The organism is Streptomyces sp. NPDC102514, from assembly GCF_055584525.1.
Genome location: NZ_JBVJLW010000002.1, coordinates 255,767 through 280,003 on the forward strand (window position 1 = coordinate 255,767; position 24,237 = coordinate 280,003).

Annotated in this window: 22 protein-coding genes; 5 read left to right on the top strand and 17 right to left on the bottom strand. The window is 71.5% G+C overall.

The window, feature by feature from the left end; translation table 11 throughout:
• Position 1 precedes the first annotated feature (1 nt).
• From ACZ60E_RS06185 to ACZ60E_RS06250, 14 genes are all read right to left on the bottom strand, one after another.
• Entirely contained in the window at positions 2-646 is a 645-nt protein-coding gene (locus ACZ60E_RS06185) for a phosphorylase family protein (RefSeq protein ID WP_384814844.1), read from the bottom strand.
• Positions 646-2,676, bottom strand: coding sequence for a squalene--hopene cyclase (gene shc, locus ACZ60E_RS06190; RefSeq protein ID WP_453792353.1), 2,031 nt, complete (start codon positions 2,674-2,676; stop codon positions 646-648). The genes ACZ60E_RS06185 and shc overlap by 1 nt, the downstream gene beginning before the upstream one ends.
• Positions 2,677-2,786: 110 nt before the next feature.
• The gene (locus ACZ60E_RS06195; protein WP_384814838.1) at positions 2,787-3,941 is read right to left on the bottom strand and encodes a polyprenyl synthetase family protein; all 1,155 of its coding nucleotides are present in this window, start codon (positions 3,939-3,941) and stop codon (positions 2,787-2,789) included.
• A gap of 202 nt (positions 3,942-4,143) precedes the next feature.
• On the bottom strand, positions 4,144-5,523 hold the full coding sequence (hpnE, locus tag ACZ60E_RS06200; RefSeq protein WP_469438677.1) for a hydroxysqualene dehydroxylase HpnE: 1,380 nt from the start codon (positions 5,521-5,523) through the stop codon (positions 4,144-4,146).
• Positions 5,520-5,660, bottom strand: coding sequence for a DUF6380 family protein (locus ACZ60E_RS06205; protein WP_384814834.1), 141 nt, complete (start codon positions 5,658-5,660; stop codon positions 5,520-5,522). Before ACZ60E_RS06205 ends, hpnE begins: the two co-directional genes overlap by 4 nt.
• Positions 5,660-6,610, bottom strand: a complete 951-nt coding sequence (gene hpnD, locus ACZ60E_RS06210; protein ID WP_384814831.1) for a presqualene diphosphate synthase HpnD — start codon at positions 6,608-6,610, stop codon at positions 5,660-5,662. The genes ACZ60E_RS06205 and hpnD overlap by 1 nt, the downstream gene beginning before the upstream one ends.
• The gene (gene hpnC / locus ACZ60E_RS06215) at positions 6,607-7,509 is read right to left on the bottom strand and encodes a squalene synthase HpnC (protein ID WP_469438682.1); all 903 of its coding nucleotides are present in this window, start codon (positions 7,507-7,509) and stop codon (positions 6,607-6,609) included. The genes hpnD and hpnC overlap by 4 nt, the downstream gene beginning before the upstream one ends.
• Positions 7,510-7,894: 385 nt before the next feature.
• Positions 7,895-8,677, bottom strand: coding sequence for an ABC transporter ATP-binding protein (locus tag ACZ60E_RS06220; protein WP_107019957.1), 783 nt, complete (start codon positions 8,675-8,677; stop codon positions 7,895-7,897).
• Positions 8,670-9,599 (bottom strand): ABC transporter permease, encoded by a 930-nt coding sequence (locus tag ACZ60E_RS06225; protein WP_384814825.1) that lies wholly within the window; start codon positions 9,597-9,599, stop codon positions 8,670-8,672. The genes ACZ60E_RS06220 and ACZ60E_RS06225 overlap by 8 nt, the downstream gene beginning before the upstream one ends.
• Positions 9,600-9,695: 96 nt before the next feature.
• Positions 9,696-10,550: a glycosyltransferase family 2 protein gene (locus tag ACZ60E_RS06230; protein WP_384814863.1), complete on the bottom strand. Its 855-nt coding sequence runs from the start codon at positions 10,548-10,550 to the stop codon at positions 9,696-9,698.
• Positions 10,551-10,585: 35 nt separating this feature from the next.
• The gene (locus tag ACZ60E_RS06235; RefSeq protein WP_107019959.1) at positions 10,586-11,365 is read right to left on the bottom strand and encodes a CDP-alcohol phosphatidyltransferase family protein; all 780 of its coding nucleotides are present in this window, start codon (positions 11,363-11,365) and stop codon (positions 10,586-10,588) included.
• Positions 11,343-12,404, bottom strand: a complete 1,062-nt coding sequence (locus ACZ60E_RS06240) for an iron-containing alcohol dehydrogenase family protein (protein WP_384814821.1) — start codon at positions 12,402-12,404, stop codon at positions 11,343-11,345. The genes ACZ60E_RS06235 and ACZ60E_RS06240 overlap by 23 nt, the downstream gene beginning before the upstream one ends.
• The gene (locus ACZ60E_RS06245; RefSeq protein WP_210887711.1) at positions 12,392-13,144 is read right to left on the bottom strand and encodes a phosphocholine cytidylyltransferase family protein; all 753 of its coding nucleotides are present in this window, start codon (positions 13,142-13,144) and stop codon (positions 12,392-12,394) included. The genes ACZ60E_RS06240 and ACZ60E_RS06245 overlap by 13 nt, the downstream gene beginning before the upstream one ends.
• Positions 13,141-14,952: a DUF5941 domain-containing protein gene (locus ACZ60E_RS06250; RefSeq protein WP_469438998.1), complete on the bottom strand. Its 1,812-nt coding sequence runs from the start codon at positions 14,950-14,952 to the stop codon at positions 13,141-13,143. Before ACZ60E_RS06250 ends, ACZ60E_RS06245 begins: the two co-directional genes overlap by 4 nt.
• Before the next feature lie 309 nt (positions 14,953-15,261).
• On the opposite strand from ACZ60E_RS06250, the gene galE reads away from it, so the two are divergent.
• Both galE and idi read left to right on the top strand, forming a co-directional pair.
• Positions 15,262-16,248 carry a UDP-glucose 4-epimerase GalE gene (gene galE / locus ACZ60E_RS06255; RefSeq protein WP_469438693.1) on the top strand — a complete coding sequence of 329 codons (987 nt, stop codon included), beginning with the start codon at positions 15,262-15,264 and terminating at the stop codon, positions 16,246-16,248.
• Positions 16,249-16,572: 324 nt separating this feature from the next.
• Positions 16,573-17,166 carry an isopentenyl-diphosphate Delta-isomerase gene (idi, locus tag ACZ60E_RS06260; protein WP_384814814.1) on the top strand — a complete coding sequence of 198 codons (594 nt, stop codon included), beginning with the start codon at positions 16,573-16,575 and terminating at the stop codon, positions 17,164-17,166.
• A gap of 3 nt (positions 17,167-17,169) precedes the next feature.
• Here idi and ACZ60E_RS06265 read toward each other — a convergent pair whose 3' ends face one another.
• Complete coding sequence (locus ACZ60E_RS06265; RefSeq protein WP_384814857.1) at positions 17,170-17,679, bottom strand: ATP-binding protein; 510 nt, start codon at positions 17,677-17,679, stop codon at positions 17,170-17,172.
• Positions 17,680-17,923: 244 nt separating this feature from the next.
• Between ACZ60E_RS06265 and ACZ60E_RS06270 the strand changes: the two genes are divergently transcribed.
• Positions 17,924-18,703: an enoyl-CoA hydratase/isomerase family protein gene (locus ACZ60E_RS06270; protein WP_469438696.1), complete on the top strand. Its 780-nt coding sequence runs from the start codon at positions 17,924-17,926 to the stop codon at positions 18,701-18,703.
• Positions 18,704-18,731: 28 nt separating this feature from the next.
• On the opposite strand, the gene ACZ60E_RS06275 is transcribed toward ACZ60E_RS06270, so the two are convergent.
• Both ACZ60E_RS06275 and ACZ60E_RS06280 read right to left on the bottom strand, forming a co-directional pair.
• The gene (locus ACZ60E_RS06275; RefSeq protein ID WP_469438698.1) at positions 18,732-19,367 is read right to left on the bottom strand and encodes a DJ-1/PfpI family protein; all 636 of its coding nucleotides are present in this window, start codon (positions 19,365-19,367) and stop codon (positions 18,732-18,734) included.
• Between the two features lie 232 nt (positions 19,368-19,599).
• Complete coding sequence (locus tag ACZ60E_RS06280; RefSeq protein ID WP_469438700.1) at positions 19,600-20,571, bottom strand: GlxA family transcriptional regulator; 972 nt, start codon at positions 20,569-20,571, stop codon at positions 19,600-19,602.
• 134 nt (positions 20,572-20,705) lie between these two features.
• Between ACZ60E_RS06280 and ACZ60E_RS06285 the strand changes: the two genes are divergently transcribed.
• Positions 20,706-21,572: an SCO6745 family protein gene (locus ACZ60E_RS06285; RefSeq protein ID WP_384814805.1), complete on the top strand. Its 867-nt coding sequence runs from the start codon at positions 20,706-20,708 to the stop codon at positions 21,570-21,572.
• 120 nt (positions 21,573-21,692) lie between these two features.
• Complete coding sequence (locus ACZ60E_RS06290; RefSeq protein ID WP_469438703.1) at positions 21,693-24,095, top strand: Tex family protein; 2,403 nt, start codon at positions 21,693-21,695, stop codon at positions 24,093-24,095.
• The last annotated feature ends 142 nt before the right edge of the window (positions 24,096-24,237 follow it).

Here is a 24,237-nt window from a genome sequence, read left to right on the forward strand (position 1 = left end):
CTCACCTCCTGGGGAGCAGCGAAGAACGGTGCCATTCATAGAAAACAGGAAGAACGGCACGAAGAACACGGAAGGCTGATATTCCACCGCGTACCGTGCCGATCCGGACGAGTTCATGTTCCGGGGCGTCCACGACCACCCGTACGGCGGCAACCGGGCGCTCGCCCGCCCGGACCGCGCTGCGGAGCGTCGCCGCCGACTCCATGTCGACCGCGATCGCCCCGGTCGCGTACAGATCGGGCCGTTCGGGACCGCGGACCACATGGTCGGAACCGGCGAGCGGTCCCGTGTGGACGGCGCGCCCGGGCACGGCGCGCCGCAGTTCCCCGACGAGCAGCCCGGTGCCCACGCACGGCGTGCTGCCGTGCGCGTCCCGGGTCTCCTCGGCGACGACCAGGTCTCCCGGACGCATACCGGGGGCGAGCCCGGCACAGAAGCCCGTGGCCAGGACGGCCGCCCCGCGCATCGCGGGACCGGCCAGCACCTTGCCGACCGCCCGCTCGGCCGCCGCGGGACCCATGCCCGTACGCAGCACGGTGACCGGTCCCCCGGCGCCGCCCCGGTCGCCGCCCGTGCGCAGGGCGAACCGCTCGATGCCCAGCGCGCAGGCGATCAGCAGCGGGGCGGCGCCCGGTGTCGCGCTCATCAGCTCGCCCTGCCGAAGGCGCTCTGGGAGCCGCTCTGCAGGTCGGCGAACGGTTCGCCGTTGACGTACCGGCCGAGTGCGGTGAGTGGGAACACCTGCCGGTAGAGGTGGTAGTTGATGGAGAAGTCCCACGGGAACCCGGTGCCGGTGAAGTACGGCTCGTCCCAGGAGCCGTCCGCCAGCTGGGTCTGCGCGAGCCAGGCGACCCCGCGCTCGACGGCCTTGGACTCCCGCTCCCCGGCCGCGAGCAGCGCCAGCAGCGCCCACGCGGTCTGGGAGGCGGTCGACTCGCCGCGCCCGCTCCACTCGGCGACGTCGTGGTAGGAGCGCAGGTCCTCGCCCCAACCTCCGTCGTCGTTCTGTACGGTCTCCAGCCAGGCCACGGCCCGCCGGATCGCGGGATGCGAGCCGGGCAGTCCGGCGGCGACCAGTGCGGGCACCACCGACCCTGTGCCGTATACGTAGTTGACGCCCCAGCGGCCGAACCAGGAGCCGTTCGCCTCCTGTTCGGCGAGCAGCCACTCGACGCCCCGGCGGGTGCGCGGGTCGTGGGCCAGGCCCTCGACGGCGAGCATCTCCACGACGTGCGCGGTGACGTCGGCGGACGGCGGGTCGATGACCTCGCCGAAGTCGCAGAACGGCAGCCGGTTGGGGAAGGGGCTGGTGTTGTCGACGTCGAAGGCGCCCCACGCGCCGTTCTTCGACTGCATGCCGAGGTTCCAGCGCACCCCGCGCCCGATGGCCTTCTCCACCCGCTCCGGGTCGTGGTGTCTGACCCGGCGCAGCGCGAGGACCACTTCGGCGGTGTCGTCGATGTCGGGGTAGTTGTCGTTGTGGAACTCGAACGCCCAGCCGCCGGGCGGCAGTCCGGGCCGTTTGACCGCCCAGTCGCCGGGGCGGACGATCTCCTCCCCGAGCATCCAGTCCGCCGCCCGCACCATCTGCGGGTGGTCGGCGGGCACGCCCGCGTCGGCGAGCGCGATGGTCGCCAGGCAGGTGTCCCACACCGGTGACTGGCAGGCCTCGATCATCCGGGCGCCGTCCTCGCGCCACACGGCGAAGCGGTCCAGGGAGGCAAGTCCCTCGCGCATGACGGGGTGTTGGAGGTCGTAGCCGAGCAGATGGAGCGCGATGACCGAGTAGACGGCGGGCGGCTGGATGCCGCCCCAGCACCCGTCGTTCTCCTGGCGCTCGATGATCCAGCGGCCCGCGGTGTTCATCGCGGCCCGCCGCAGCCTGCGCGGCGCGACCTTGCGGTAGGCGTGCAGGGCCCGGTCGAGCCGCTGGAACGCGCCGTCCCAACTCGCCACCGGGGCGAAGGGTTTGACCGGGTTGGGGTTACGGGGATCCACGTGCAGCTCGTCCAGCGCGAAGGGCGCGGGACGGACCGGGCGCTTCGCGGAGACGACGGTGAGCGGCACGATGGTCTGCCGGGCCCAGCAGCCGAAGTCGTAGATGTTGAGCGGCATCCACTTCGGGAAGTAGATGAGCTCCGGGGGGAGTTCGGGGAGGTCGTCCCACTTCCACCAGCCGAACAGGGCGAGCCAGATCCGGGTGAAGACCCGGGCCGCCGCGATGCCGCCCCGCTCCCGGATCCAGGCGGACGCCCGCGCCATGTGCGGATCGTCCGGCAGGTCACCGGCCAGCCGCAGGGCCACGTACGCCTCGACGGTGGTGGAGAGTTCGCCGGGTCCGCCGTAGAAGGAGGCCCAGGTGCCGTCCTCGCGCTGCTCGCCGCGGATGAACAGCGCGGCGGCCTGTGTGGTCTTCTCGTCGTCGATGCCCAGGAACTGACGGAGCAGCAGGTCTTCGGCGTCCATGGTGACGTTGGTCTCCAGGTCGCCCTTCCACCAGCCCTCGGCGTCCTGCGTGGTGAGCAGGAAGTCGGTGGCACGCTGTATCGCGTGCGTGGCGGTCTCTCGGATATCGGCTGTCCCGGCCGCCGCGGGAGTCGATTCTGTCCGGATGTCGCTGGCCGAGGCTGCGCGGGGCGGGAGGGCTCCGGTGCTTCCGTCGGTCGTCGCTGTCATGGCTTCCCCTTCGTGCAGTGGCATGTCTCTGCTGGGTCCGCCGTCGGCCGGTGCTCGTTCTTCCGCAGCACCGGCCGGCGACTACGCGAGGGCTATTCGACCGATAGTGATCATCTCTTTCGTACGACGACGAAGTCGGCGAGCTCCACGAACTGAGCCCGCACCCGGTCCGGCATGTCGATCGTGTCGAGCGCCTCGACGGCGACGGTGTGCTGGCGGCGCGCCTCCTGGGCGGTCCACTCGCGGCCGCCCGCCTCCTCGATGAGCGCGGCGCGTACGGCGAACTCCTCCTCGGAGAAGTTCTCGAAGTCGCTGCTCTTGGCGTCCGCGGCGAGCAGTTCGCCCAGCTGCTCGGAGGCCGGGCCGCCGGCCGCGAGGGCGGCCACCACGGGCAGGGACTTCTTGCGCTGGCGCAGGTCGCTCCAGGTCTGCTTGCCGGTGGCCACCGGGTCGCCCCAGATGCCGAGGAGGTCGTCGACGGCCTGGAAGGCGAGGCCGAGGTGGTAGCCGTACTTCTCCAGCGTGTCCGCCGTGCGGTCGTCGGCGCCGCCGAGGACCGCGCCGATGGAGCAGGCGCAGGCGAGCAGGGCGCCGGTCTTGTTGCCCTCCATCTCCAGGCACTCCTCGACGCTGACGCGGTCGCGGTGCTCGTAGGAGATGTCCTGGGCCTGGCCGTCGATCAGCGCGCGCGTGGCGGTGGTCAGCCGGCGGGTGGCGCGGCCCGCCTCGACCGTGCCGAGCTCCAGGAGCAGTTCGTTGGCCAGCGCGAACAGGGCGTCGCCGACGAGGATCGCCTGGGCGGGGCCGTGCACCTTCCAGACGGTGTCACGGTGGCGGCGCTGCTCGTCGCCGTCCATCAGGTCGTCGTGCAGGAGGGAGAAGTTGTGCACCAGCTCGACGGCCACCGCGCCCGGCACGCCCACCTCGGGGGCCGCTCCGGCGGCCTCGGCGGACAGCACGGCGAGAGCGGGGCGTACGGCCTTGCCGCCGTCGCCCTCGGCGGGGTTGCCCTCGGCGTCGATCCACCCGAAGTGGTAGGCGGCGACGGTGTCCATGGGCGGTGCGAGGCGGTCGATGGCCGCCCGCAGTACGGGTGAGGCCAGGGTCCGGCCGCGCTCCAGGAGCGCGGTCACGTCCACCGCGTCGGCAGCCTTCGATGCCGGGGGCACAGTGGGCACAGTCTCTCCTCTATTTGCGATACGGGGGGTGCGGGGGCCGGTGCCGGAGCGGGCGACGGTGGCCCCGTCGCTCTGATCGAGCGTCACGCCGCCTCCTCGAAGACCTCGAAGAGGTGGTCGCGTGGCCGGCCCAGGGCCAGGGGGCTGCTGATGGATCTCCGCGGCGTCGCGACGCCCGGCACGCACTCTCGCCGCACCGGGCACAGACCCAAGTACGTCCAGTACGCGGGACTGCGCCCGGCACACCGAGAGCACGCACCGGACGCCGCTCCTTTCCCACGGAGATCCATCAGCAGCCTCCTAGTGCGGCGTCCGCCGCGCTCACGCCGCTGCGGACCGCACTCTCCATGGTCGCGGGCCACCCTGTGGCGGTCCACGCGCCGGCCAGGTACAGGCCGGGGGCCTTGGTGCGGGCGCCGGGCCGCAGCCGTCCGACGCCGGGGGTCGGGGCGAACGTCGCCGTGCGCTCCCTGGTCACGAAGAAGTCCCGGACCTCCGCGTCCCCGGTGTGCGGCAGCAGCCGCTCCAGTTCCGGCAGGTACTTCTCGCGCAGCGCCGCGACCGGTGCGTCGATGTCGTCCTGCGCGGCCGACTGGGAGAGCGCGAGGTACTGGCCCTCGGTCAGCCCGGACGCCTCGGTCCGGTCGAAGACCCACTGCACCGGGGAGCCGAGCGCGGCGAAGAACGGCCTTCTGAGCACCGTGCGGTCGTACACGACGTGGATGTTGAGGATCGGCGCCGTCCCGATCTCCAGCAGCCGCTCCGGGGCGTCGAGTGCGCCCTCGGGCAGGAGATCGTGGGCCTCGCGCTGCGGTACGGCGAGGACGACCGTGTCGGCGTCGAGCCTCTCGCCGGGAACCTGAACGCTCCAACGGCCGTTCTCGTGTTGGGAGATGGAGGTGACTCGTGTACGGACCTCGGTACGGACTCCCGCGGAGTCGAGCGCCTTGCGGGCCAGCCGGTCGTGCAGTTCACCCAGCGGGACGCGCGCCCAGCCGATGTCGGCGGCGCCCGGGTCGGACAGCAGACCGGTCTTGAACACCATCGCGGCGAGCCCGAGCGAGGCGTCGCCGGCCACCGCGTTGAGGGTGGCGACCCCCACCAGGTCCCACAGTGCCTCGATGGCCCGGTCGGACTGACCGTGCGCGGTCAGCCAGCCGCCGAAGCTCTGCGCGTCGAGCGCCGGATCGGCGAGGTCGAGTCCTTTGAGCGCCAGAGCGGCACGGCCGACCCTGGCGCGCTCGGCGAGCGAGAGATGCGGGTAGGTCGCGAGGCTGCGCGCCAGATGCAGCGGGACGGGCAGCGCCGTTCGGCCGATTCTGCCGAGCCGTCGTCCGGCCGGGGCCCCGGCGTCGAGGACGGGCACGTCGAGACGGTCCTGCAGCGGCGCGAGCGCCGCTCCTTCGACGCGGTCGAGGAACCAGCGGTACGCCGTGCAGCAGCGCAGATACACATGCTGGCCGTTGTCCACGGTGAGTCCGTCGCGCTGGAACGAGAAGGCGAGCCCGCCCAGGCGGGGCCTGCCTTCGAGCAGCGTCACCCGGACTCCGGCGTCGGCCAGCGCTAGCGCCGCGGTCGTTCCCGCGAGCCCCCCGCCGACCACCACGGCCGTCGTGGGGCGTCCCGGGGAGCCCGTATCGGGCCCCTCGTCCTGCGTGGTGTCGTTCATCGTGCACCTTCCCCCGCGGCCTCGCCGTGCCGGTGGAGCGGGGCACGGGCGGCCGATGCAGTCAGGGACGCAGTCCCGGGCTGGAGGGTTGCGCGCCGTTTCCAGGTACTTGCGTCACCTTGGGGCGAAGTGTCCATCAAGCGCGCCTCCTGACGGTTCGCCGGGAGACGTGCCGGGCGTCGAGGCCGGAGAGGCCGCGCACGGCGACGTACGCCTTCTCGCGTCCGGGGAGCGAGACCCGGCCGCGCAGGACGGCCTCCGGTTCGCGCTCGATGCGGTCCAGGAGGCGGCGGTAGATGCCCGCCATCGCGGCCACGCAGGCGCCGCTGCGGCGGTCCAGCATGGGCAGCAGCCGGTAGCCCTCCGCGAAGAGCGCACGGGCCCGGCGCACCTCGAAGTGCACGAGGCCCGCGAAGTCGGAGCCCTCCGGCGGGCGCGATCCCTTGAACCCGGCCGAGCAGCCGAACTTCGCGAGGTCGTCCGCGGGCAGATACGTACGCCCGTTCTCGGCGTCCTCGCGAACGTCCCTGAGGATGTTGGTCAGTTGCAGCGCGAGCCCGAGCGTGTCCGCGTACTCCGGCGCCCGCTCGACGCCGCGCGCCCCCGGTTCCGTACCGAAGACGCCGAGCGAGAGCCGGCCGATGGCTCCGGCGACGCAGCGGCAGTAGACCTTCAGGTCGTCCCAGGTCTCGTACGTCTCGCCGCGGACGTCCATCAGTACGCCGTCGATCAGCTCGTCGAGGCCGTCGAGCGGCACCGGGAAGTGGTCGGCCGTGTGCCGCAGGGCGACGGCGACCGGATCGGTGTCGTCCTCGTCGACCGAGCGGTCGCGGATCCGGCCGAGCAGCGCCCGGGTCTCCTCCAGCCGCTTCGCCTTGACCTCGGGGGCGAGCACGCCGTCACCGATGTCGTCGACGCGCCGTGAGAACGCGTACAGGGCCGACATGGCCCGTCGCTTGGGCGCCGGCAGCAGCCGGATGCCGTACGCGAAATTCCGGGCCTGCTGCCCGGTGACCGCCTCGCAGTAGCCGTAAGCGGCGAGTACCGGTGCGGACATGTGTGGTTCCGACTCCACGGTCCGGATCACCCCTCTCCTCGCAGAGTCACTCCCACCTCGCGCAGCAACTGGATCTTGCCGGGCTTCGGCGGGCCGGGAAGTACGTCGTATTCGGCGGCGGCGATCGCGTGGATCGCCGCCCTTCCTCCTGCCACGAACCCCGCGAGCAGCAGCTTCAGCCTGCCGTGGACGCTACCCACGAGGGGGGTGCCTTCATTCAGGAGGTTCCGGGCGCGTTCTGCTTCGTATGCAACCAGTGCGCGCGCCGATGCGCCTGCCGTGGGCGTGGCGAGATCCGCCTCCTGGACGTGAAAGCGCTTCATGTCCTCGGCGGGAAGATAGATGCGGTCGCGGCCGAGGTCCTCGGCGACGTCCTGGAGGTGCTCGACGATCTGCAGGGCCGTGCAGACCGCGTCGGAGAGGCGGACCCGCTCGGGGGTCGAGGTGCCGGTGACGGACAGGACGAGTCGGCCGACCGGGTTCGCGGACAGTTCACAGTAGGCGAGGAGGGCGTCGTAGGTCTCGTACCGCTTGACGAGCTGGTCCTGGCGGTTCGCGGCGATCAGACCGAGGAAGGGCTCGCGGGTCAGGCCCGTGCGGCGGACCGTGGGCTGCAGGCGGCGCAGGAGCGGGTGACCCGGAGTCGAGTCGAAGACCCTGTGCAGGTCCGCCTCGAAGGCGTCGAGCAGGACGAGCCGGTCCTTCGCCTCTTCGGGGGACACGCCCAGCAGGCGGGCGTCCGCGCCGCCGGGGGCCAGGTCTCCGTCGCCGATGTCGTCGACGAGCCGCGCGAAGCCGTAGACGGCCATGAGGTCGGCCCGCCAGGCCCTGGGCAGGAAGAACGGCGCCACGGGGAAGTTCTCGTCCGCGGCCTTGTCGAGGGTGCTGCGCTCCGGGTCACCGGCGCGTGCCGTTCCGGCCGGCGTCATCGCCGGCCGCCCGGGCCACGGACGGCACACGCACGGACGGCACACGCGCAGCGGAGCTGGAGAGTTTCCGTAGCCATCGCCGTCACATCTCCCGTTCTACACTGCTGACCCAATGGTGACTATTTCGGACACGCCGCCCGGCCGTCCGCGCGGCAGACCCTATGCCGGGTGTCGCGCAGTATCGCCCTACTTGCCGCGAATCAGCACCGGTACAGCTTACGTTGTACAACCCGCCATGCTCCGCCGGGGTGTCCTGCACATCACAAGAACACACCGATTGGCGTCAAGATTCCTACGGGCTCCCGGAGTTGGCGTTTCCTTTGCAGACGCAGGGCCCCGCCGAACCGTTCCGGCGGGGCCCTGCGTGCTTCTTCTACGACCGGGACTACTTGCCGGTGAACTTCTCGTACTCCTTGAGGACCTCGTCGGTCGGTCCGTCCAGGCGCAGCTCGCCGCGCTCCAGCCACAGGACGCGGTCGCACGTGTCACGGATGGACTTGTTGTTGTGGCTGACGAGGAAGACCGTGCCGGCCTCCTTGCGGAGCTCCCGGATCCGGGCCTCGGAGCGCTTCTGGAACTTGCGGTCGCCGGTCGCGAGGGCCTCGTCGATCATGAGGACGTCGTGGTCCTTGGCGGCCGCGATGGAGAAGCGCAGCCGGGCGGCCATGCCCGAGGAGTAGGTGCGCATGGGCAGCGTGATGAAGTCGCCCTTCTCGTTGATGCCCGAGAAGTCGACGATGCTCTGGTAGCGCTCCCTGATCTGCTCACGGGACATGCCCATGGCCAGTCCGCCGAGGATGACGTTCCGCTCGCCCGTGAGGTCGTTCATCAGGGCCGCGTTGACGCCGAGGAGCGAGGGCTGGCCGTCGGTGTAGACGTGGCCCTTCTCCGCGGGGAGCAGTCCGGCGATGGCCCGCAGCAGGGTGGACTTGCCGGAGCCGTTGGAGCCGATGAGGCCGATGGCCTCGCCGCGGTAGGACTTGAAGGAGACACCGCGCACGGCGTGCACCTTGCGCACGCCCCGCTCCTCGCCGCGCCGGAGTATGCGGCTGAGGGCGGAGGTGGCGCTGCCCTTGCCGGTCTTGGCGCCGTTGACGCGGTAGACGATGTGCAGCTCGTCCGCGATGACGGTCGGGATCAGGGGGTTCCTGTCGTTCTGCTCAGCCACGGCCGTAACGCTCCTCAGCCTTCCAGAAGTACACGAAACCGCCGACGGCGACGAGGACGGCCCAGCCGCCCGCGACCGCCCACACGTGCGGCGGCAGGTTCTCGGAGCCGTAGCCGTCGATGAGCGCGAAGCGCATCAGGTCCATGTAGATGGCGGCCGGGTTCCACTGGAGGATGTCGGCGATCCACTTGGGGTGCTCGTCGAGCATCACGGGGATCGAGAACATGACACCCGACGCGTACATCCACGTACGCATCACGAACGGCATGAGCTGGGCGAGGTCAGGGGTCTTGGCGCCCATCCTGGCCATGATCATCGCGAGGCCGGTGTTGAAGAGGAACTGCAGCACCAGGATCGGAAGGATCAGCAGCCAGGACAGCTGGGGGTAGCTGCCGAAGCCGACCGCCACGACGAACAGCACGATCATCGAGAAGAGCAGCTGCTGGAGCTGCTGCAGCGAGAACGAGATCGGCAGCGCGGCGCGCGGGAAGTGCAGCGCCCGGACCAGTCCCAGGTTCCCGGAGATCGCGCGCACGCCCGCCATCACCGAGCTCTGGGTGAAGGTGAAGACGAAGACGCCCGTCACCAGGAACGGGATGTAGACCTCCCGGTCCATGCCGCGGTCGGCCTTCAGGATCAGGCCGAAGATCAGGAAGTACACGGCCGCGTTCAGCAGCGGTGTGGCCACCTGCCACAGCTGGCCGAGCTTGGCCTGGCTGTACTGGGCGGTGAGCTTCGCCTGCGAGAAGGCGAGGATGAAGTGACGCCGTCCCCAGAGCTGACGGACGTACTCGACGAGTCCGGGCCGGGCGCCGCTGACGGCCAGCCCGTACTTGGCGGCGAGGTCCGCCGCGGAGAGCCCTTCATCGGGGGACGGGGGGGCGCTCACCGCGACGCCGCCGTCATGCGTTGTCTCACTCACAGGGAAACTTTCGTCCTCAAGGTGCGCGGCCTGGTAGGGCGTAGGCCAAAAACAGGGACCGGGGTACGGCCCGAATGCTCTCAGATATCGAGCGTGTCAGATGACGGGTGGTCGGCCCAGACGGGTCAGGCGCCATACCGTACGCCACTTCATGGGGCGCCGGGGGCCGCACGGGCTGGTCCAGCCCTCCTTGAAACCGCCGAACCAGGCCTTCAGGGCCGGGCGCGAGGGCCGACGGGCGAGCGTGAGCAGCATCCACACGCCGAGGTACACGGGGACCAGTGGGGCGGGCAGGTTGCGGCGGGCGAGCCAGACGCGGTTGCGGGCGACCATCCGGTGGTAGACCGCGTGCCGCGAGGGTGCGGTCGTGGGGTGGTTGAGCACCATGTCCGAGCGGTAGTCGATCATCCAGCCCGCGTCGAGGGCCCGCCAGGCGAGGTCGGTCTCCTCATGGGCGTAGAAGAACTCCTCGGGCAGTCCGCCGACCTCGGCGAGCACCTTCGTACGGACGGCGTTGGCGCCGCCGAGGAAGGTGGTGACGCGGGAGTCGCGCATCGGGTCGGAGGCGCGCAGCCGGGGCACGTGGCGGCGCTGGGTGACGCCGGTCTCGGGGTCGGCGATACGGAAGCTGACGATGCCGAGCTCCGGGTCGGCCGCGAAGGCCTGCCGGCACAGTTCGGCGGTGTCGTGGCGGGCCAGGAGGCCGTCGTCGTCCAGGAAGAGCAGGACGTCCACGTCGGTGCCACCGGGGCCGAACGCCTCGATGCCGACGTTGCGGCCGCCGGGGATGCCGAGGTTCTCCGGCAGCTCGACCGTGCGGACACCGGGTATGGACCCGGTGACGTCCGGGACGGGCGAGCCGTTGCCGACCACGACCACCTCGACCGGGTCACCGTCCTGCTTGGCGACCGAGTCGAGGAGGGCGCGGAGTTCGTCGGGGCGGTTGCCCATGGTGATGATCACCGCGCCGACCTTCGTGGCCGTGCTCACTTCAGCCTGCTCGAAGCGAGGATGGACACCAGGTGCAGCACCGTCTGCAGCATGGCGATACCGGCCAGGACGGCTACGCCGAGCCGTGAGAAGAACAGGTCGTCCCGGACCGTGTCCAGGACCGCGAGGACCAGGATCAGCAGGGACGCCTCGATACCGAGGACGAGCCGGTGGAACTTGAGCGCGCCCGCGGCCCGGCGGGCCAGCGCCATGCCGGAGGAGCGCGGCTCGGACGCCGACTCCTGGACCGGTGCCTTGCCGGTCTGGTGGCGGGCCACCCCGACGAGGTCGGTCTCCGACTTGATCAGGACGGCGCCGAGGGCGGCCAGGGTGCCGAGGAAGGCCCACAGCCAGTCGATGCGTCCGGTGCCCCACAGATCGGCGGCGCGCAGGCCGAAGCCGACCAGGACCGCGGCGTCGCACAGGTAGGCGGCGACGCGGTCGACGTACACCCCGGTCATCGAGTACTGCTTGCGCCAGCGGGCGATCTCGCCGTCGACGCAGTCGAACAGCAGGTACAGCTGGACCATCAGTACGCCGAGCAGGGCGCCCGGGATGCCCGGCACCAGCAGCGCCGGGGCGGCGAGCACGCCGAAGACGGTCATCACGTAGGTCAGCTGGTTGGGCGTGACCTTGGTGTTCACCAGGTGCCGGTCGATGCGCAACGAGATCTCGCGCATGTAGAGCCGGCCTCCCCAGTGCTCGCCGCTCCGCCGGTCCTTGACACCCGGGGGGTGCACGACCGGGCGGAGCTCAGCTACCGATGGCTTTTGCATAGTCGGCGTATGCGTCCCTGATCTGGTCGGTGGAGAGGTCGAGGTGTTCGAGGATCGTGTAGCGGCCCGGCCTGGTCGACGGAGCGAACTCCACGACCTGGACGAACTCGTCCGGGGTGAAGCCGATCTCCTCCGGCAGCACGGGCAGCCCGTGGCGCTGCAGGACCTCGGCCATGTACGCCGACTCCTCGCGGGCCCCGCGCAGGTGCATCGCGAAGGCCGCGCCCAGACCGCACTGCTCGCCGTGGCTGGCGGCGCGCTTGGGAAAGAGCAGGTCGAAGGCGTGGTTGATCTCGTGGCAGGCGCCGGACGCCGGCCGGGAGTCGCCCGCGACCGACATGGAGATACCGGTGAGGACCAGGCCCTCGGCGAGCACCTGGAGGAAGCCGTCGTCGCCGACGCCGCCCGGGTGCCGCAGCACGGCCTCGCCTGCCTGGCGGGCCATCGCGGCGGCGAGGCCGTCGATCTGCTCGCCCTTCTCGCGGTTGGCCAGCTCCCAGTCCGCGATCGCGGAGATGTTGGACAGGGCGTCGCCGATGCCGGAGCGTACGAAGCGGACGGGGGCCTCACGGATCACGTCGAGGTCGATGACCACGGCGATCGGGTTCGGCACACCGTACGAACCGCGGCCCGCGTCGTTGTCGAGGGTCGCGACCGGGGAGCACAGACCGTCGTGCGAGAGGTTCGTCGCGACGGCGACCAGCGGGAGGCCGATCCGGGCCGCGGCGAACTTCGCGCAGTCGATGATCTTGCCGCCGCCGAGGCCCACGACCGCGTCGTAGCGCCCCTTCTTCATGGCGTCGCCGAGCTTGATCGCCTCGTCGAGGGTGCCGCCGCCGACCTCGAACCAGTCGGCGCCCGGCATCGCCGGGGCCAGCCGCTCGCGCAGCTTGGCGCCCGAGCCGCCGCTGATGGCGACGGCCAGCTTGCCGGAGTGCGAGATGCGCTGGTCGGCGAGGACCGCGGAGAGGTCGTCCAGGGCACCCGGACGGATGTCGACGACGACCGGCGAGGGGATGAGCCTCGTCAGTACTGGCACGCGATCACGCGTCCCTTGGCGAGGTCCTCGTGGTTGTCGATCTCGACCCACTTGACGTCGCCGATGGGGGCCACGTCGATCCGGAAGCCGCGGTTCACGAGCTCCTGGTAGCCGTGCTCGTAGAACTGCTGCGGGTCCGTCTCGAAGACCGTCTTGAGGGCGTCGGCCAGCTCGTCGGCGGCGTCGCCCTCGATGAGGGTCACGCCGATGTACTCACCGGTCGCCTCGGCGGGGTCCATCAGCTTGGTGATCTTCGTCATGCCGCCCTCGGGGCCCACGACGACCTTCATCTCCTCGTCGGCGAGGGACTTCACCGTGTCGAGGGCGAGGATGATCTTCTTGCCGTCGCCGCGGGCGGCGAGCAGGGTCTTCTCGACGGAGACCGGGTGCACGGTGTCGCCGTTGGCGAGGATCACCGAGTGCTTGATCGCGTCACGGCCGCACCACAGGGAGTAGGCGTTGTTCCACTCCTCGGCCTTGTCGTTGTCGATCAGCGTGATCTTGACGCCGTACTTCTGCTCCAGCGCCTCGCGGCGCTCATAGACGGCTTCCTTGCGGTAACCGACGATGATCGCGACCTCGGTCAGGCCGATCTCGGCGAAGTTGCCGAGGGTGAGGTCGAGCACCGTGATGCTGTCCTCGTCGCCTTCGGGTCCCACCGGCACCAGAGCCTTGGGCAGGGTGTCGGTGTAGGGGCGCAGACGCCGTCCGGCGCCGGCAGCCAGCACGAGGCCGATCATGCGGGTTCTCCTTCATCGTGTACGGCGGGTGCGCCGCGCCTGTGGGCGGTCACCCAGTAGCGGATGCTCTCGAAGAGCACCACCAGAGCCACGGCCACGGCGAGAACCGTGAGCGCGACCTTGAAATCTTCTGCGGCGAGCAGCGCGGCCAGGACGGTGACCAGCAGCGTCCTGCCTTCGTGCCCGCCGATCGCCCGCACCAGCCAGTGCGGCGGCGCGCCGGCGTTGCCGCGGATGCGGTACACCGTGTCGTAGTGATGGTAGGCGACGGCCGCCACCAGCCCGAAAGCTGCCGGAAGGGCGCCGTTCACATCGGCTTTGGCGGCCAGTACGAGGACGGTGCCGTATTCGGCGGCCCGCAGCAGCGGCGGGACCAGCCAATCCAGGGCCCCCCTGAGAGGCTGCGCCACCGCCGCACCCGAGGTGAGGACGTACAGCGCGGCTGCGAGGACGGGCCACCAGCTGCCGTAGCCGGCGGTCCAGGCCGCGGCGACGAGGATCACGGCGCCCGGCAGCACGATCAGCAGACGCGAGCCGGCCGGCGGCCGGGCGGGCAGCTTGCGCAGCGCGGAAGCGCACACCTCGGCGAGCGGGCCCGAGTCCGTGAGATCCGCCAGCGCCCGCAGGGCCTTGTCGCTGCGCTGCGCCTTGCGGGTCACCGAGCGCAGCACCCGGCCCGCGGTGGTGTAGCAGGCCGCGAACGCGCAGCCGATCAGCAGTACGTAGAAGGTGATACGGGGCGTCGTGAACGCAGTAAGTACTGCGATCATCGCCCAGCGCTCGCCGATGGGCAGGACGATCATCCGGCGCAGCCAGACCGTCCAGCCGACGCTGTCGAGCTTGCCCGAAAGAGCCGCGGTGGGGCTGGTGCCGGCCGCCGCGCTGTCGACGTTCGCCTCGTTGAAGGAGAAGTCGACGACGTGCCGGCAGGTCTGCAGGACCATCGCGGCGAGGGCCAGCGCCCATACGTCGTCGCCGCCGCGGGCCGCACCGAGGGCGAGGCCCGCGTAGTAGGCGTACTCCTTGGCGCGGTCGAAGGTCGCGTCGAGCCAGGCGCCGAGCGTCGAGTACTGCAGGGAGTACCGGGCGACCTGGCCGTCCGTGCAGTCGAGTACGAAGGAGAAGAGGAGCAGCAGTCCCGCGGCGACGAAACCGGCCCGGGTGCCCGTCGCCGCGCAGCCGGCCGCGATCAGCGCGGTGATCAGTGACGCCGTGGTGACCTGGTTGGGGGTCAGTCCGCGGCGGGCGCACCAGCGGGCGAGGTAGCGGGAGTACGGGCTGACGCAGTACGTGGTGAAGAAGCCGTCGCGGGACTTCACGGCCGTACGCAGCCGGATCGCCTCGTCGTCCACGGAGGCCACGGACTGCCGGGCCTCGTTGCGGGCCTGCGGGTCCCTCGGCACCTCGGCGACGAGTTCGCCCAGCTCGGGGCGGTGCAGATCGGTGTCGAGGGCCTCCGCGACACGGTCGGCGACGATGCCGACCACCACGGAGCCGTTCGACGCGTCCGAGGAGGCGGTGCGCAGCGCGCGGGCCAGTGCCGGACGGGCCGCGGACTTGGCGGTGACGGCGCCGGGGATCGCGGCGGCGTCGAAGCGGGGGTCGGTCAGGCCGAGCCGCAGCGCGTGGACGTGGCCCACGAAGCGGGCGTCGACGACGGCGACCCGCTGGTCCGCGGGGACGGCGGCGAGGAGCGTCTCGGCGTCGGCCGCGTCGGTGGCGGCCCGCACGTCGAAGCCGAGGGACCGCAGATCGCCTTCGAGCGACGACCCGGGGACCGGCTGACCGGTGAGGATGGCGGTCGACAGGACGAACTCACTCCTCTGGGTTCCGGCGTGCACGACGCCGGGCAGGTGCGTGGTGGGGGTGCGCCCTGGGACGGCCGGGCGGCATGTCGGCAGAGGCTATCGGATGATGGGAAGCGGCCGTTCACCGCCCGTTCACGGTCCGATCAACACGTTCTGATCGGTACGTCCTCGGCGATCATCATCGTGGATCCGGGCCCCGGCCCACAAACCACGGCCTATTCCGACGCAATTCAGGGCACGGCTCCCGCGTCGTGGGGCCGGAGCACATGTGGGTTCCGACCGGAGCGGACCGGCATAGGGTGGGCGTCCATGACATGGCTGATCACAGGTGGGGCTGGATACATCGGGGCGCATGTGGCGCGTGCCATGGCCGAGGCCGGGGAGCGCGTGCTCGCGCTCGACGACCTCTCGGCCGGGGTTCCCGCGCGGCTGCCCGACGGTATTCCACTGGTCCAGGGTTCGTCGCTGGACGGGGAGTTGCTCAAGCGGGTCCTCGTCGAGCACGCGGTGACGGGTGTGGTGCACCTGGCCGCGCGCAAGCAGGTCGGTGAGTCCGTGGCCCAGCCCACGCGCTACTACCAGGAGAACCTCGGCGGACTCGCCACGCTCCTGGACGCGGTCGCCGGGGCGGGTGTGCGGCGGTTCGTCTTCTCGTCCTCCGCGGCCGTGTACGGCAACCCGGATGTGGACCTCATCACGGAGGACACCCCGTGTGCCCCGATGAGCCCCTACGGCGAGACGAAGCTCGCGGGTGAGTGGCTGGTGCGGGCCGCCGGCCGTGCCCACGGCATCGACACCGTGTGCCTGCGCTACTTCAACGTGGCGGGCGCCGCCGTCCCCGGGCTGGCGGACACCGGTGTCTTCAACGTGGTCCCGATGGTCTTCGACCGGCTCACCCGCGACGAGGCTCCCCGGATCTTCGGCGACGACTATCCGACGCCGGACGGCACCTGCGTCCGCGACTACATCCATGTCGCCGATCTCGCCGAGGCGCATCTCGCGGCGGCCCGCCGGCTGGCCTCCTCGGACACCTCAGGCGGTGCGGGCGGTGCGGGCGATCTGACGGTGAACATCGGCCGCGGCGAGGGCGTCTCGGTGCGCGAACTGGTGACGCTCATCGGCGAGGTCACCGGCGACACCCGTGAGGTGCTCGTCGAGCCGCGCCGCCCGGGTGACGCGCCGCGCGCGGTCGCCTCGGCCGCGCTGGCCGCCGAGGAACTGGGCTGGACCGCGCGGCGGGGCGTGCGCGAGATGGTCGAGTCGGCGTGGCAGGGCTGGCAGCTGCATCACGCGTGACGATCCGGCGTACGCCCGGTGGTGGAGGCGCCGCGCACGGGTGCGGGCCGGTCAGCGGGCGCGGGGCGCCGGATCCGGCGCTACGGCGTTCGAACCGGCCGCCCCCTGCGGGTGAAAGGGCGAATACTCCCGTTCTGGACGGTTCTGTGCCGGTAGCGGCGGGAACGATGAGGTGCCCGGCCCCTTTCGGCGTCCGGCCGGTACCGGGCGCGATGTCCGGTTCGGCCGCGCGGCGGAACCGGACGTGCGGGACCCCGCGTGGTGCCGGGAGTGCCGGTTCGGTACGGCAGACTTGGGGCTTGAAGACCGATGCGAAGGATGGGTATGCCGATCACTCCTGCCACCGCGACGCACAGTTCGTCGAACGGCACCGCTGAAGCCATCTTGCTCGAACTGGTCGACGAGGACGGCACCACGATCGGCACGGCGGAGAAGCTCACGGCACATCAGCCGCCCGGGCAGCTGCACCGGGCGTTCTCCGTCTTCCTCTTCGACGAGCGGGGCCGACTGCTGCTGCAGCAGCGGGCGCTGGGCAAGTACCACTCCCCCGGTGTCTGGTCCAACACGTGCTGCGGTCACCCCTACCCCGGCGAGGCGCCCTTCGCGGCGGCCGCGCGGCGGACGTTCGAGGAGCTGGGGGTCTCTCCGTCGCTCCTCGCCGAGGCGGGCACGGTCCGCTACAACCACCCGGACCCGGACTCGGGACTGGTGGAGCAGGAGTTCAACCATCTGTTCGTCGGGATGGTGCAGTCGGCTGTGCGGCCCGACCCCGAGGAGGTCGGGTCGACGGTCTTCGTGAGTGCGGGCGAGCTGGCCGAGCGGCATGCGAAGGACCCGTTCTCGGCGTGGTTCATGACCGTGCTGGACTCGGCCCGGCCGGCGATCAGGGAACTGACGGGCGACGCCGCGGGCTGGTGACCCTCAGACCGCCCGGGCGACGGTGAGGGGCAGTGCGGACCAGATCACCTTGCCCCCCGTCGCCGTGTGCTCCACGTCGCACATCCCGCCCGCCTCGCGGGTGATCTCGCGCACGAGGAGGAGACCGCGGCCACCGGTCTGGCCGTGGTCGGCCTCCAGGGCCGTCGGACGGTAGGGATGGTTGTCCTCGACGGAGACCCGCACCCACTCGGCTCCGACGGCGACCTCGACGCCGAGCATCGGGGAGAGCAGGGCCGCGTGCCGCACCGCGTTGGTCACCAGCTCGGAGACGATCAGGAGCAGTCCCTCGACGATGTCGTCCGAGACGGGTACGCCCTGGCGGACCAGCAGGTCGCGGACCGCGTGCCGTGCCTGGGGTACGGAGGAGTCGACGGCGGGAGCGGTGAACCGCCAGACTCCCTCGTACGGCAGTGGGCCGGGCGGTCTCTCGTCGGGGGGCGCCTCCCCTCCGCCTTCAGGACGTGGGCCGGGCCCCCGCCCCTGGTCGTCCATCGTCAGGTCGCCGCCCTTGCGCTCGATTGTCACCACACGTCGAGTGTTGATAACGCGCTGGTCCATACCGGATGACTGAACAGAAGTCAGCGAATATCGACGCCTTCTGATCGCTGACGCGTGCCATCGGCAGCCGAATGACAGATCCTGTCCGTCCTGTGCCGGATCGGGAACTCTTCGGGTTGTACGGGTTTGGCTCGGCCCGAGACCGATCACGGAGCCCCCGACCACGTAGCATCCGGCCATGGATCCGCAGCTGTTGCGCAGCGTCGCCGACGGGGTCGCCACCGTCGTCATCCACCACCCCGCCAAGCGCAACGCCATGACGGCGGACATGTGGCGGGCGCTGCCGCCCCTGCTCGACACCCTGGCCGGCGACCCGGCCGTACGCGTGCTCGTGCTCACCGGTGAGGGCGGGACGTTCTGCGCCGGGGCCGACATCTCCTCGCTGCGGGGTTCGGCCGGGGAGGCGCAGGGCCTCGCCGTACGGGCGGAGGACGCGCTCGCCGCGTTCCCCAAACCGACCGTCGCGGCCGTACGCGGCTACTGCGTGGGCGGCGGGTGTCAGCTCGCCGCGGCGTGCGATCTGCGGTTCACGGACGAGCGGGCCTCGTTCGGGATCACCCCGGCGAAGCTGGGGATCGTCTACGCGGCCTCCTCCACACGGCGGTTGGTGTCCCTGGTGGGGCCCGCGACCGCCAAGTACCTGCTGTTCTCAGGCGAGTTGATCGACGCGGGGCGGGCGCTGCGCACCGGTCTGGTGGACGAGGTGCTGCCCGACGGCGAACTGGACGGGCGCGTCGCGGAGTTCGCCCGGATCCTCGTGACCCGCTCGCAGCTGACGCAGGCGGCGGCGAAGGAGTTCGCCGACGGCCGCACCGACCGGGACGGGTACTGGGCGCGGCAGGCGCGCGAGGGGGACGACACCGCGGAGGGCGTCGCCGCCTTCCTGGAGCGCCGGCCTCCGGAGTTCACCTGGACCGCGTCCGCGCCCGGAGAGGCCGGCCGCCGGGTCGGCTCCTAGGGCCCAGGACGCGGCTTTGGGACGCGGCCTAGGAGAGGATGAAGCGGCTGCGTGAGCGGAGCTGTTCTACGAGGTGGGCGGGTGCCTTCTGCGGGGAGCCCGCGTCGTAGGGCGGCCGGGGGTCGTACTCCACCGCCAGCTGCACCGCCTGCGCGTGCTCGTCGCCCGCGATCCTGCCGAGCAGCGTGAGGCCCATGTCGATGCCGGACGAGACGCCGGCGGCCGTCACGTACTTGCCGTCGGTGACGACCCGCTCCCCCGTCGGCTCGGCGCCGAAGCGCTCCAGATGGTCGAGGGCCAGCCAGTGCGAGGTCGCGCGGCGACCCCGGAGCAGTCCGGCCGCGGCCAGCAGGAGTGAGCCCGTGCAGACGGATGTCGTCCAGGTGCTGGTGGTGTCGGCCGTGCGCAGCCAGTCGAGGAGCGCCTCGTTCTCCATCTGCGGGGTCTGTCCGGGGCCTCCCGCGACCACCACGATGTCCGGGTGCGGGACCTCGGCGAGGGCCTTGTCGGCCGTGATGGCGAGGTTGCCGGTGTCGGTGCGGACGGCGCCGCGCTGCTCGGCGACGAAGACGGTGTCCGCGTCGGGGAGACGGCCGAGGGTTTCGTAGGGGCCCACTGCGTCCAGGGCCGTGAAGCGGTCGAAGATGACGATGGCGATCTGCATGGGTGCGCCTTCTTTTGTGGCGGGGTGTCGAGGTCCGGGGGGTGCGGAGAGGTCCGGGGGTGCTGAGGTCTGAGGTTGGGTGCGGGTTCGGTGGGGGCTGGTCGCGCCGTTCCCCGCGCCCCTGAAGGGCAGGCTGAGGCTGGAGGTGACGTGCGGGATCGGTGGGGGCATGTCGCGCAGTTCCTCGCGCCCCTGAAGGGCGCCTCTGACGGGCGCCCTGACGGGCTTCCCTCTACGGGGCGCTGGTCATCGGGTGGAAGCGGCGGCGGTATTCCGCCGGGGGTGTGCCCAGGGTCTTCATGAAGGCTCTGCGCATCGCCTCGGGGGTGCCGTAGCCGCTGGATCTCGCGATCTCCTCGACGCCGTCCGTGGTGTCCTCCAGGAGGCGGCGGGCGTGTTCGAGGCGGACCGAGTCGACGTAACGGCCGGGCGTCGTGCCCGTCTCGGCCTGGAAGGCGCGGGCGAAGTGGCGGGGCGACAACCGGGCGCGGGCCGCGAGCTTCTCCACGCACAGGTCGTCGCCGGGGTGCTCGGTGATCCACTGCTGGACGTCCCTCAGAGGCTCCCGCCGGGCCGTCTGGGCGGACAGCTGGGCGCTGAACTGGGCCTGGTTCCCCGGGCGTCTGAGGAAGACCACGAGGTGGCGGGCCACGGCGAGCGCCGCCTCCCGGCCGACGTCCTCCTCGACGAGCGCGAGGGCGAGGTCGATCCCGGCGGTGACCCCGGCCGAGGTGGCGACCCTGCCGTCGCGTACGTAGATCGGATCGGGGTCCACCTCCACGGCCGGGTGGTCGCGTGCGAGGCGCTCGCAGTACGCCCAGTGGGTCGTCACCCGGTGGCCGTCCAGGAGGCCCGCCTCGGCGAGCAGGATCGCCCCGGTGCAGACGGAGACCAGCCGCTCGGCGCGCGGGCCGTGCTCGCGCAGCCAGTCGAGCACGCGCGGATCGGGGCCGCGTGAGCCCCGCCCGCCCGGGACGAGCAGGGTGTGCGGCGCGGGGGCGTCGACGAGCGCGTGGTCCGGGACCAGGGTCAGCCCGCTGGAGGTGCGCACCGGCCAGCCGTCCAGGGAGGCGGTGTGGATGCGGTACGTCTCCCCGGGCCCGCCGGCCTGGAGGTCCGCGCCCGCGAAGACCTCCACGGGGCCCGTGACGTCGAGGCTCTGGACGCCGTCGAAGAGGACGAGGAGGACGGTTCGGTGCGCCATGGGCCCGATTCTTCGCCTGTGCACGCATGGCCGCAATGACGAGTAGCCCACCTTTTCTGCCATGCGGGTGCGAGTACGGCCGGATGGGTGCCCCACCATTCCCTGCGTACCAACCAGTCGGTAACGTGCCGGGCATGACGACAGCCCTGCCGGAGCGTGCCGGACGCCGATGCCACAACGTCCTCAACCCGCTGCACTCGTGCCAGTACTTCTCACCCGAGCTCGGCACGGAGCTGGCCGCGGTCGGGGTGACGGACCGCAGTGCCGCCTACTTCGCGTCGCGTGCCGCGGCCATGGGGGCGGTGGGCCCGGGCACCGTCACGGCGACGTTCTACAACTTCCGCCACGAGCTGGTGGCGCGGCACGTGCCCGAGGTGTGGCGGATCGCCTCTCCGGAGGTGGTGCTCGCGGCACGCCTGCGTGTCGCGGACCGCCTGCTGCGACGGCTGCTCGGGGACGAGGTGATCGCCTCCAAGGAGGTCGCCGAGGCGGCGCAGCTCGCCCTGCGCGCCACGGAGGCGTGCACCAGGACCGCCCGCCCGCTGTACGCCGCCCACGCGGACCTGCCGGTGCCCGAGGAGCCGCACCTCGCGCTCTGGCACGCGGCCACGCTGCTGCGCGAGCACCGGGGCGACGGGCACCTCGCGGTGCTCCTCGGCGCGGAACTCGACCCCGTGGAGGCGCTGGTGAGCCACACCGCCACCGGCAAGGGCATGGCACCGAAGTGGGTCCTGTCCTCCCGCGGCTGGCACCGCGAGGACTGGAACGCGGCCCAGGGGCGCCTCCGGGAGCGGGGACTGCTCACCGCCGAGGGCGAGTTGACCGAGGCCGGTGCCGCCCTGCGCAAGGAGATCGAGGCGAGCACGGACCGCCTGGACACGGCTCCGTACGAGCATCTGGGCGCCGCCGGTGTCGAGCGCCTCACGGAGCTGGGTACGGGGCTGACGACGAAGGCGCTGGCCGCCGGCGCCTTCCCCGAGAGCGCGTTCGGCAAGGGCTGACCCCCTCCGGCCGGACATCCCGTCGAACGCCGGGCGCGTCCGGCCGCCCTTGATCCCCCGTTGTCGGTGCCACCTGCCACAATTGCCGCGCAACCTCAGTCAAGAAGGCGGTACGGGATCGTGACGACACCCCTCGTAGGGTCCATCGAAGGCAGGATCGCCGAGGAACTCGGCGTACGGGAGCGGCAGGTCAAGGCGGCCGTCGACTTGCTCGACGGCGGCTCGACGGTGCCCTTCATCGCCCGCTACCGCAAGGAAGCGACCGAGATGCTCGACGACGAGCAGCTGCGCACGCTCGAAGAGCGGCTGCGCTATCTCCGGGAGCTGGAGGAGCGGCGCTCGGCGATCCTCGACTCGGTGCGCGAGCAGGGCAAGCTCACCGACGAGCTGGCCGCCCGGATCCAGGGCGCGGAGACCAAGGCGCGGCTGGAGGACATCTACCTGCCGTTCAAGCCGAAGCGCCGCACGAAGGCGCAGATCGCCCGTGAGGCGGGCCTGGAGCCGCTCGCCGAGGGACTTCTCAAGGACCCGTCCGTCGATCCGGTCGCCGCGGCCACGGCCTTCGTGGACGCCGACAAGGGCGTCGCCGACCCGCAGGCCGCCCTCGACGGCGCCCGCTCGATCCTCACCGAGCGTTTCTCCGAGGACGCCGACCTCATCGGCGAGCTGCGCGAGCGCATGTGGGTGCGCGGCCGGCTGGCCGCCAAGGTCAAGGACGGCAAGGAGGAGGCCGGCGCCAAGTTCGCCGACTACTTCGACTTCAGCGAGCCCTTCAAGGCGCTGCCCTCGCACCGCATCCTCGCCATGCTGCGCGGCGAGAAGGAGGACGTCCTCGACCTCGTCCTGGAGCCCGAGGAGCCGTCCGAGCAGCCCGGCCCGTCCTCGTACGAGGGGATCGTCGCGCAGCGCTTCGGGATCGCCGAGCGCGGCCGACCCGGTGACAAGTGGCTGACGGACACGGTCCGCTGGGCCTGGCGCACCCGGCTGCTCGTCCATCTCGGCATCGACCTGCGGCTGCGGCTGCGCACGGCCGCCGAGGACGAGGCGGTCAACGTCTTCGCGACGAACCTGCGCGACCTGCTCCTCGCCGCCCCGGCGGGCACCCGCTCGACGCTGGGGCTCGACCCGGGGTTCCGTACGGGGGTGAAGGTGGCCGTGGTCGACGCGACCGGCAAGGCCGTCGCCACGGACGTCATCCACCCGCACGTCCCGGCGAACCGGTGGGACGAGGCCATCGCCAAGCTCGCCCGCCTCGCCAAGGAGCACGCGGTCGAGCTGATCGCCATCGGCAACGGCACGGCGTCCCGCGAGACGGACAAGCTCGCCGGTGAACTGATCGCCAAGCACCCGGAGCTGAACCTCACCAAGGTGATGGTGTCCGAGGCGGGGGCGTCCGTGTACTCGGCGTCGGCGTTCGCCACGCAGGAGCTGCCCGGCATGGACGTGTCGCTGCGCGGCGCGGTCTCCATCGCGCGGCGGCTGCAGGACCCGCTCGCCGAGCTGGTGAAGATCGACCCGAAGTCGATCGGCGTCGGCCAGTACCAGCACGACCTGTCCGAGGTGAAGCTCTCGCGCTCCCTCGACGCGGTTGTCGAGGACTGTGTGAACGGCGTCGGAGTGGACGTGAACACCGCGTCCACTCCCCTGCTCACCCGGGTCTCCGGCATCACCTCCGGGCTCGCCGAGAACATCGTGGCGCACCGCGACGCGAACGGCCCGTTCACCTCACGCACCGCGCTGAAGAAGGTGGCACGGCTCGGCCCCAAGGCGTACGAGCAGTGCGCGGGCTTCCTGCGGATCCGTGGCGGCGACGACCCGCTGGACGCGTCGAGCGTGCACCCCGAGGCGTACCCCGTGGTCCGCCGGATGGTGAAGACGGCGGGCAGCGGGGTCGGTTCGCTGATCGGCAACACGGGAGCGCTGCGCTCGCTGCGGCCGACCGACTTCGTGGACGAGAAGTTCGGTCTGCCGACGGTGACGGACATCCTGCGGGAGCTGGAGAAGCCGGGGCGCGACCCGCGGCCCGCGTTCAAGACGGCGACCTTCAAGGACGGGGTCGAGAAGATCGCCGACCTTGAGCCGGGAATGGTGCTCGAGGGGGTCGTCACGAACGTGGCGGCGTTCGGGGCGTTCGTGGATGTGGGCGTGCACCAGGACGGGCTCGTCCATGTCTCCGCGATGTCCAAGACGTTCGTCAAGGACCCTCGGGACGTCGTGAAGTCCGGGGACATCGTGAAGGTGAAGGTGTTGGAGGTCGACATTCCGCGGAAGCGGATCTCTCTGACCCTGCGGTTGGACGACGACGCGTCGGCGGCGGCGCAGGAGGGTGGCTCCGGGCGCCCTCAGCGGGGCTCCCAGCGTGGTGGGCGACCGCCTCAGCAGCGGGGGCGTACCGGCGGAGGGGGTGGCGGGGGTTCGCGTCAGGCGTCCACGTCCGCGCCAGCGCCCGGGAACAGTGCGATGGCTGACGCCTTGCGGCGGGCGGGGCTCGCCGACCCGAAGGGTGGGAAGAGGCGGGGCTGAGTTCTGGGCTGCCGGGCCCGGCTCCACCGGAGGGGCGGGTACGGGCCGTTGTGACGTGCGGGTCCGGTGGGGGCTGGTCGCGCAGTTCCCCGCGCGCCTAACGGGCGCCCCGTAGGCGCGCGGGGGACAGCGCGGGCGGCCC

Bases quoted from the DNA above. Each gene is read 5' to 3' on its own strand.
- ACZ60E_RS06185 (WP_384814844.1), bottom strand. From the start codon at position 646: ATGAGCGCGACACCGGGCGCCGCCCCGCTGCTGATCGCCTGCGCGCTG.
- shc (WP_453792353.1), bottom strand. From the start codon at position 2,676: ATGACAGCGACGACCGACGGAAGCACCGGAGCCCTCCCGCCCCGCGCA.
- hpnE (WP_469438677.1), bottom strand. From the start codon at position 5,523: ATGAACGACACCACGCAGGACGAGGGGCCCGATACGGGCTCCCCGGGA.
- ACZ60E_RS06205 (WP_384814834.1), bottom strand. From the start codon at position 5,660: ATGGACACTTCGCCCCAAGGTGACGCAAGTACCTGGAAACGGCGCGCA.
- hpnC (WP_469438682.1), bottom strand. From the start codon at position 7,509: ATGACGCCGGCCGGAACGGCACGCGCCGGTGACCCGGAGCGCAGCACC.
- ACZ60E_RS06230 (WP_384814863.1), bottom strand. From the start codon at position 10,550: ATGGGCAACCGCCCCGACGAACTCCGCGCCCTCCTCGACTCGGTCGCC.
- ACZ60E_RS06235 (WP_107019959.1), bottom strand. From the start codon at position 11,365: ATGCAAAAGCCATCGGTAGCTGAGCTCCGCCCGGTCGTGCACCCCCCG.
- ACZ60E_RS06245 (WP_210887711.1), bottom strand. From the start codon at position 13,144: ATGATCGGCCTCGTGCTGGCTGCCGGCGCCGGACGGCGTCTGCGCCCC.
- galE (WP_469438693.1), top strand. From the start codon at position 15,262: ATGACATGGCTGATCACAGGTGGGGCTGGATACATCGGGGCGCATGTG.
- idi (WP_384814814.1), top strand. From the start codon at position 16,573: ATGCCGATCACTCCTGCCACCGCGACGCACAGTTCGTCGAACGGCACC.
- ACZ60E_RS06265 (WP_384814857.1), bottom strand. From the start codon at position 17,679: ATGGACGACCAGGGGCGGGGGCCCGGCCCACGTCCTGAAGGCGGAGGG.
- ACZ60E_RS06270 (WP_469438696.1), top strand. From the start codon at position 17,924: ATGGATCCGCAGCTGTTGCGCAGCGTCGCCGACGGGGTCGCCACCGTC.
- ACZ60E_RS06275 (WP_469438698.1), bottom strand. From the start codon at position 19,367: ATGCAGATCGCCATCGTCATCTTCGACCGCTTCACGGCCCTGGACGCA.
- ACZ60E_RS06280 (WP_469438700.1), bottom strand. From the start codon at position 20,571: ATGGCGCACCGAACCGTCCTCCTCGTCCTCTTCGACGGCGTCCAGAGC.
- ACZ60E_RS06285 (WP_384814805.1), top strand. From the start codon at position 20,706: ATGACGACAGCCCTGCCGGAGCGTGCCGGACGCCGATGCCACAACGTC.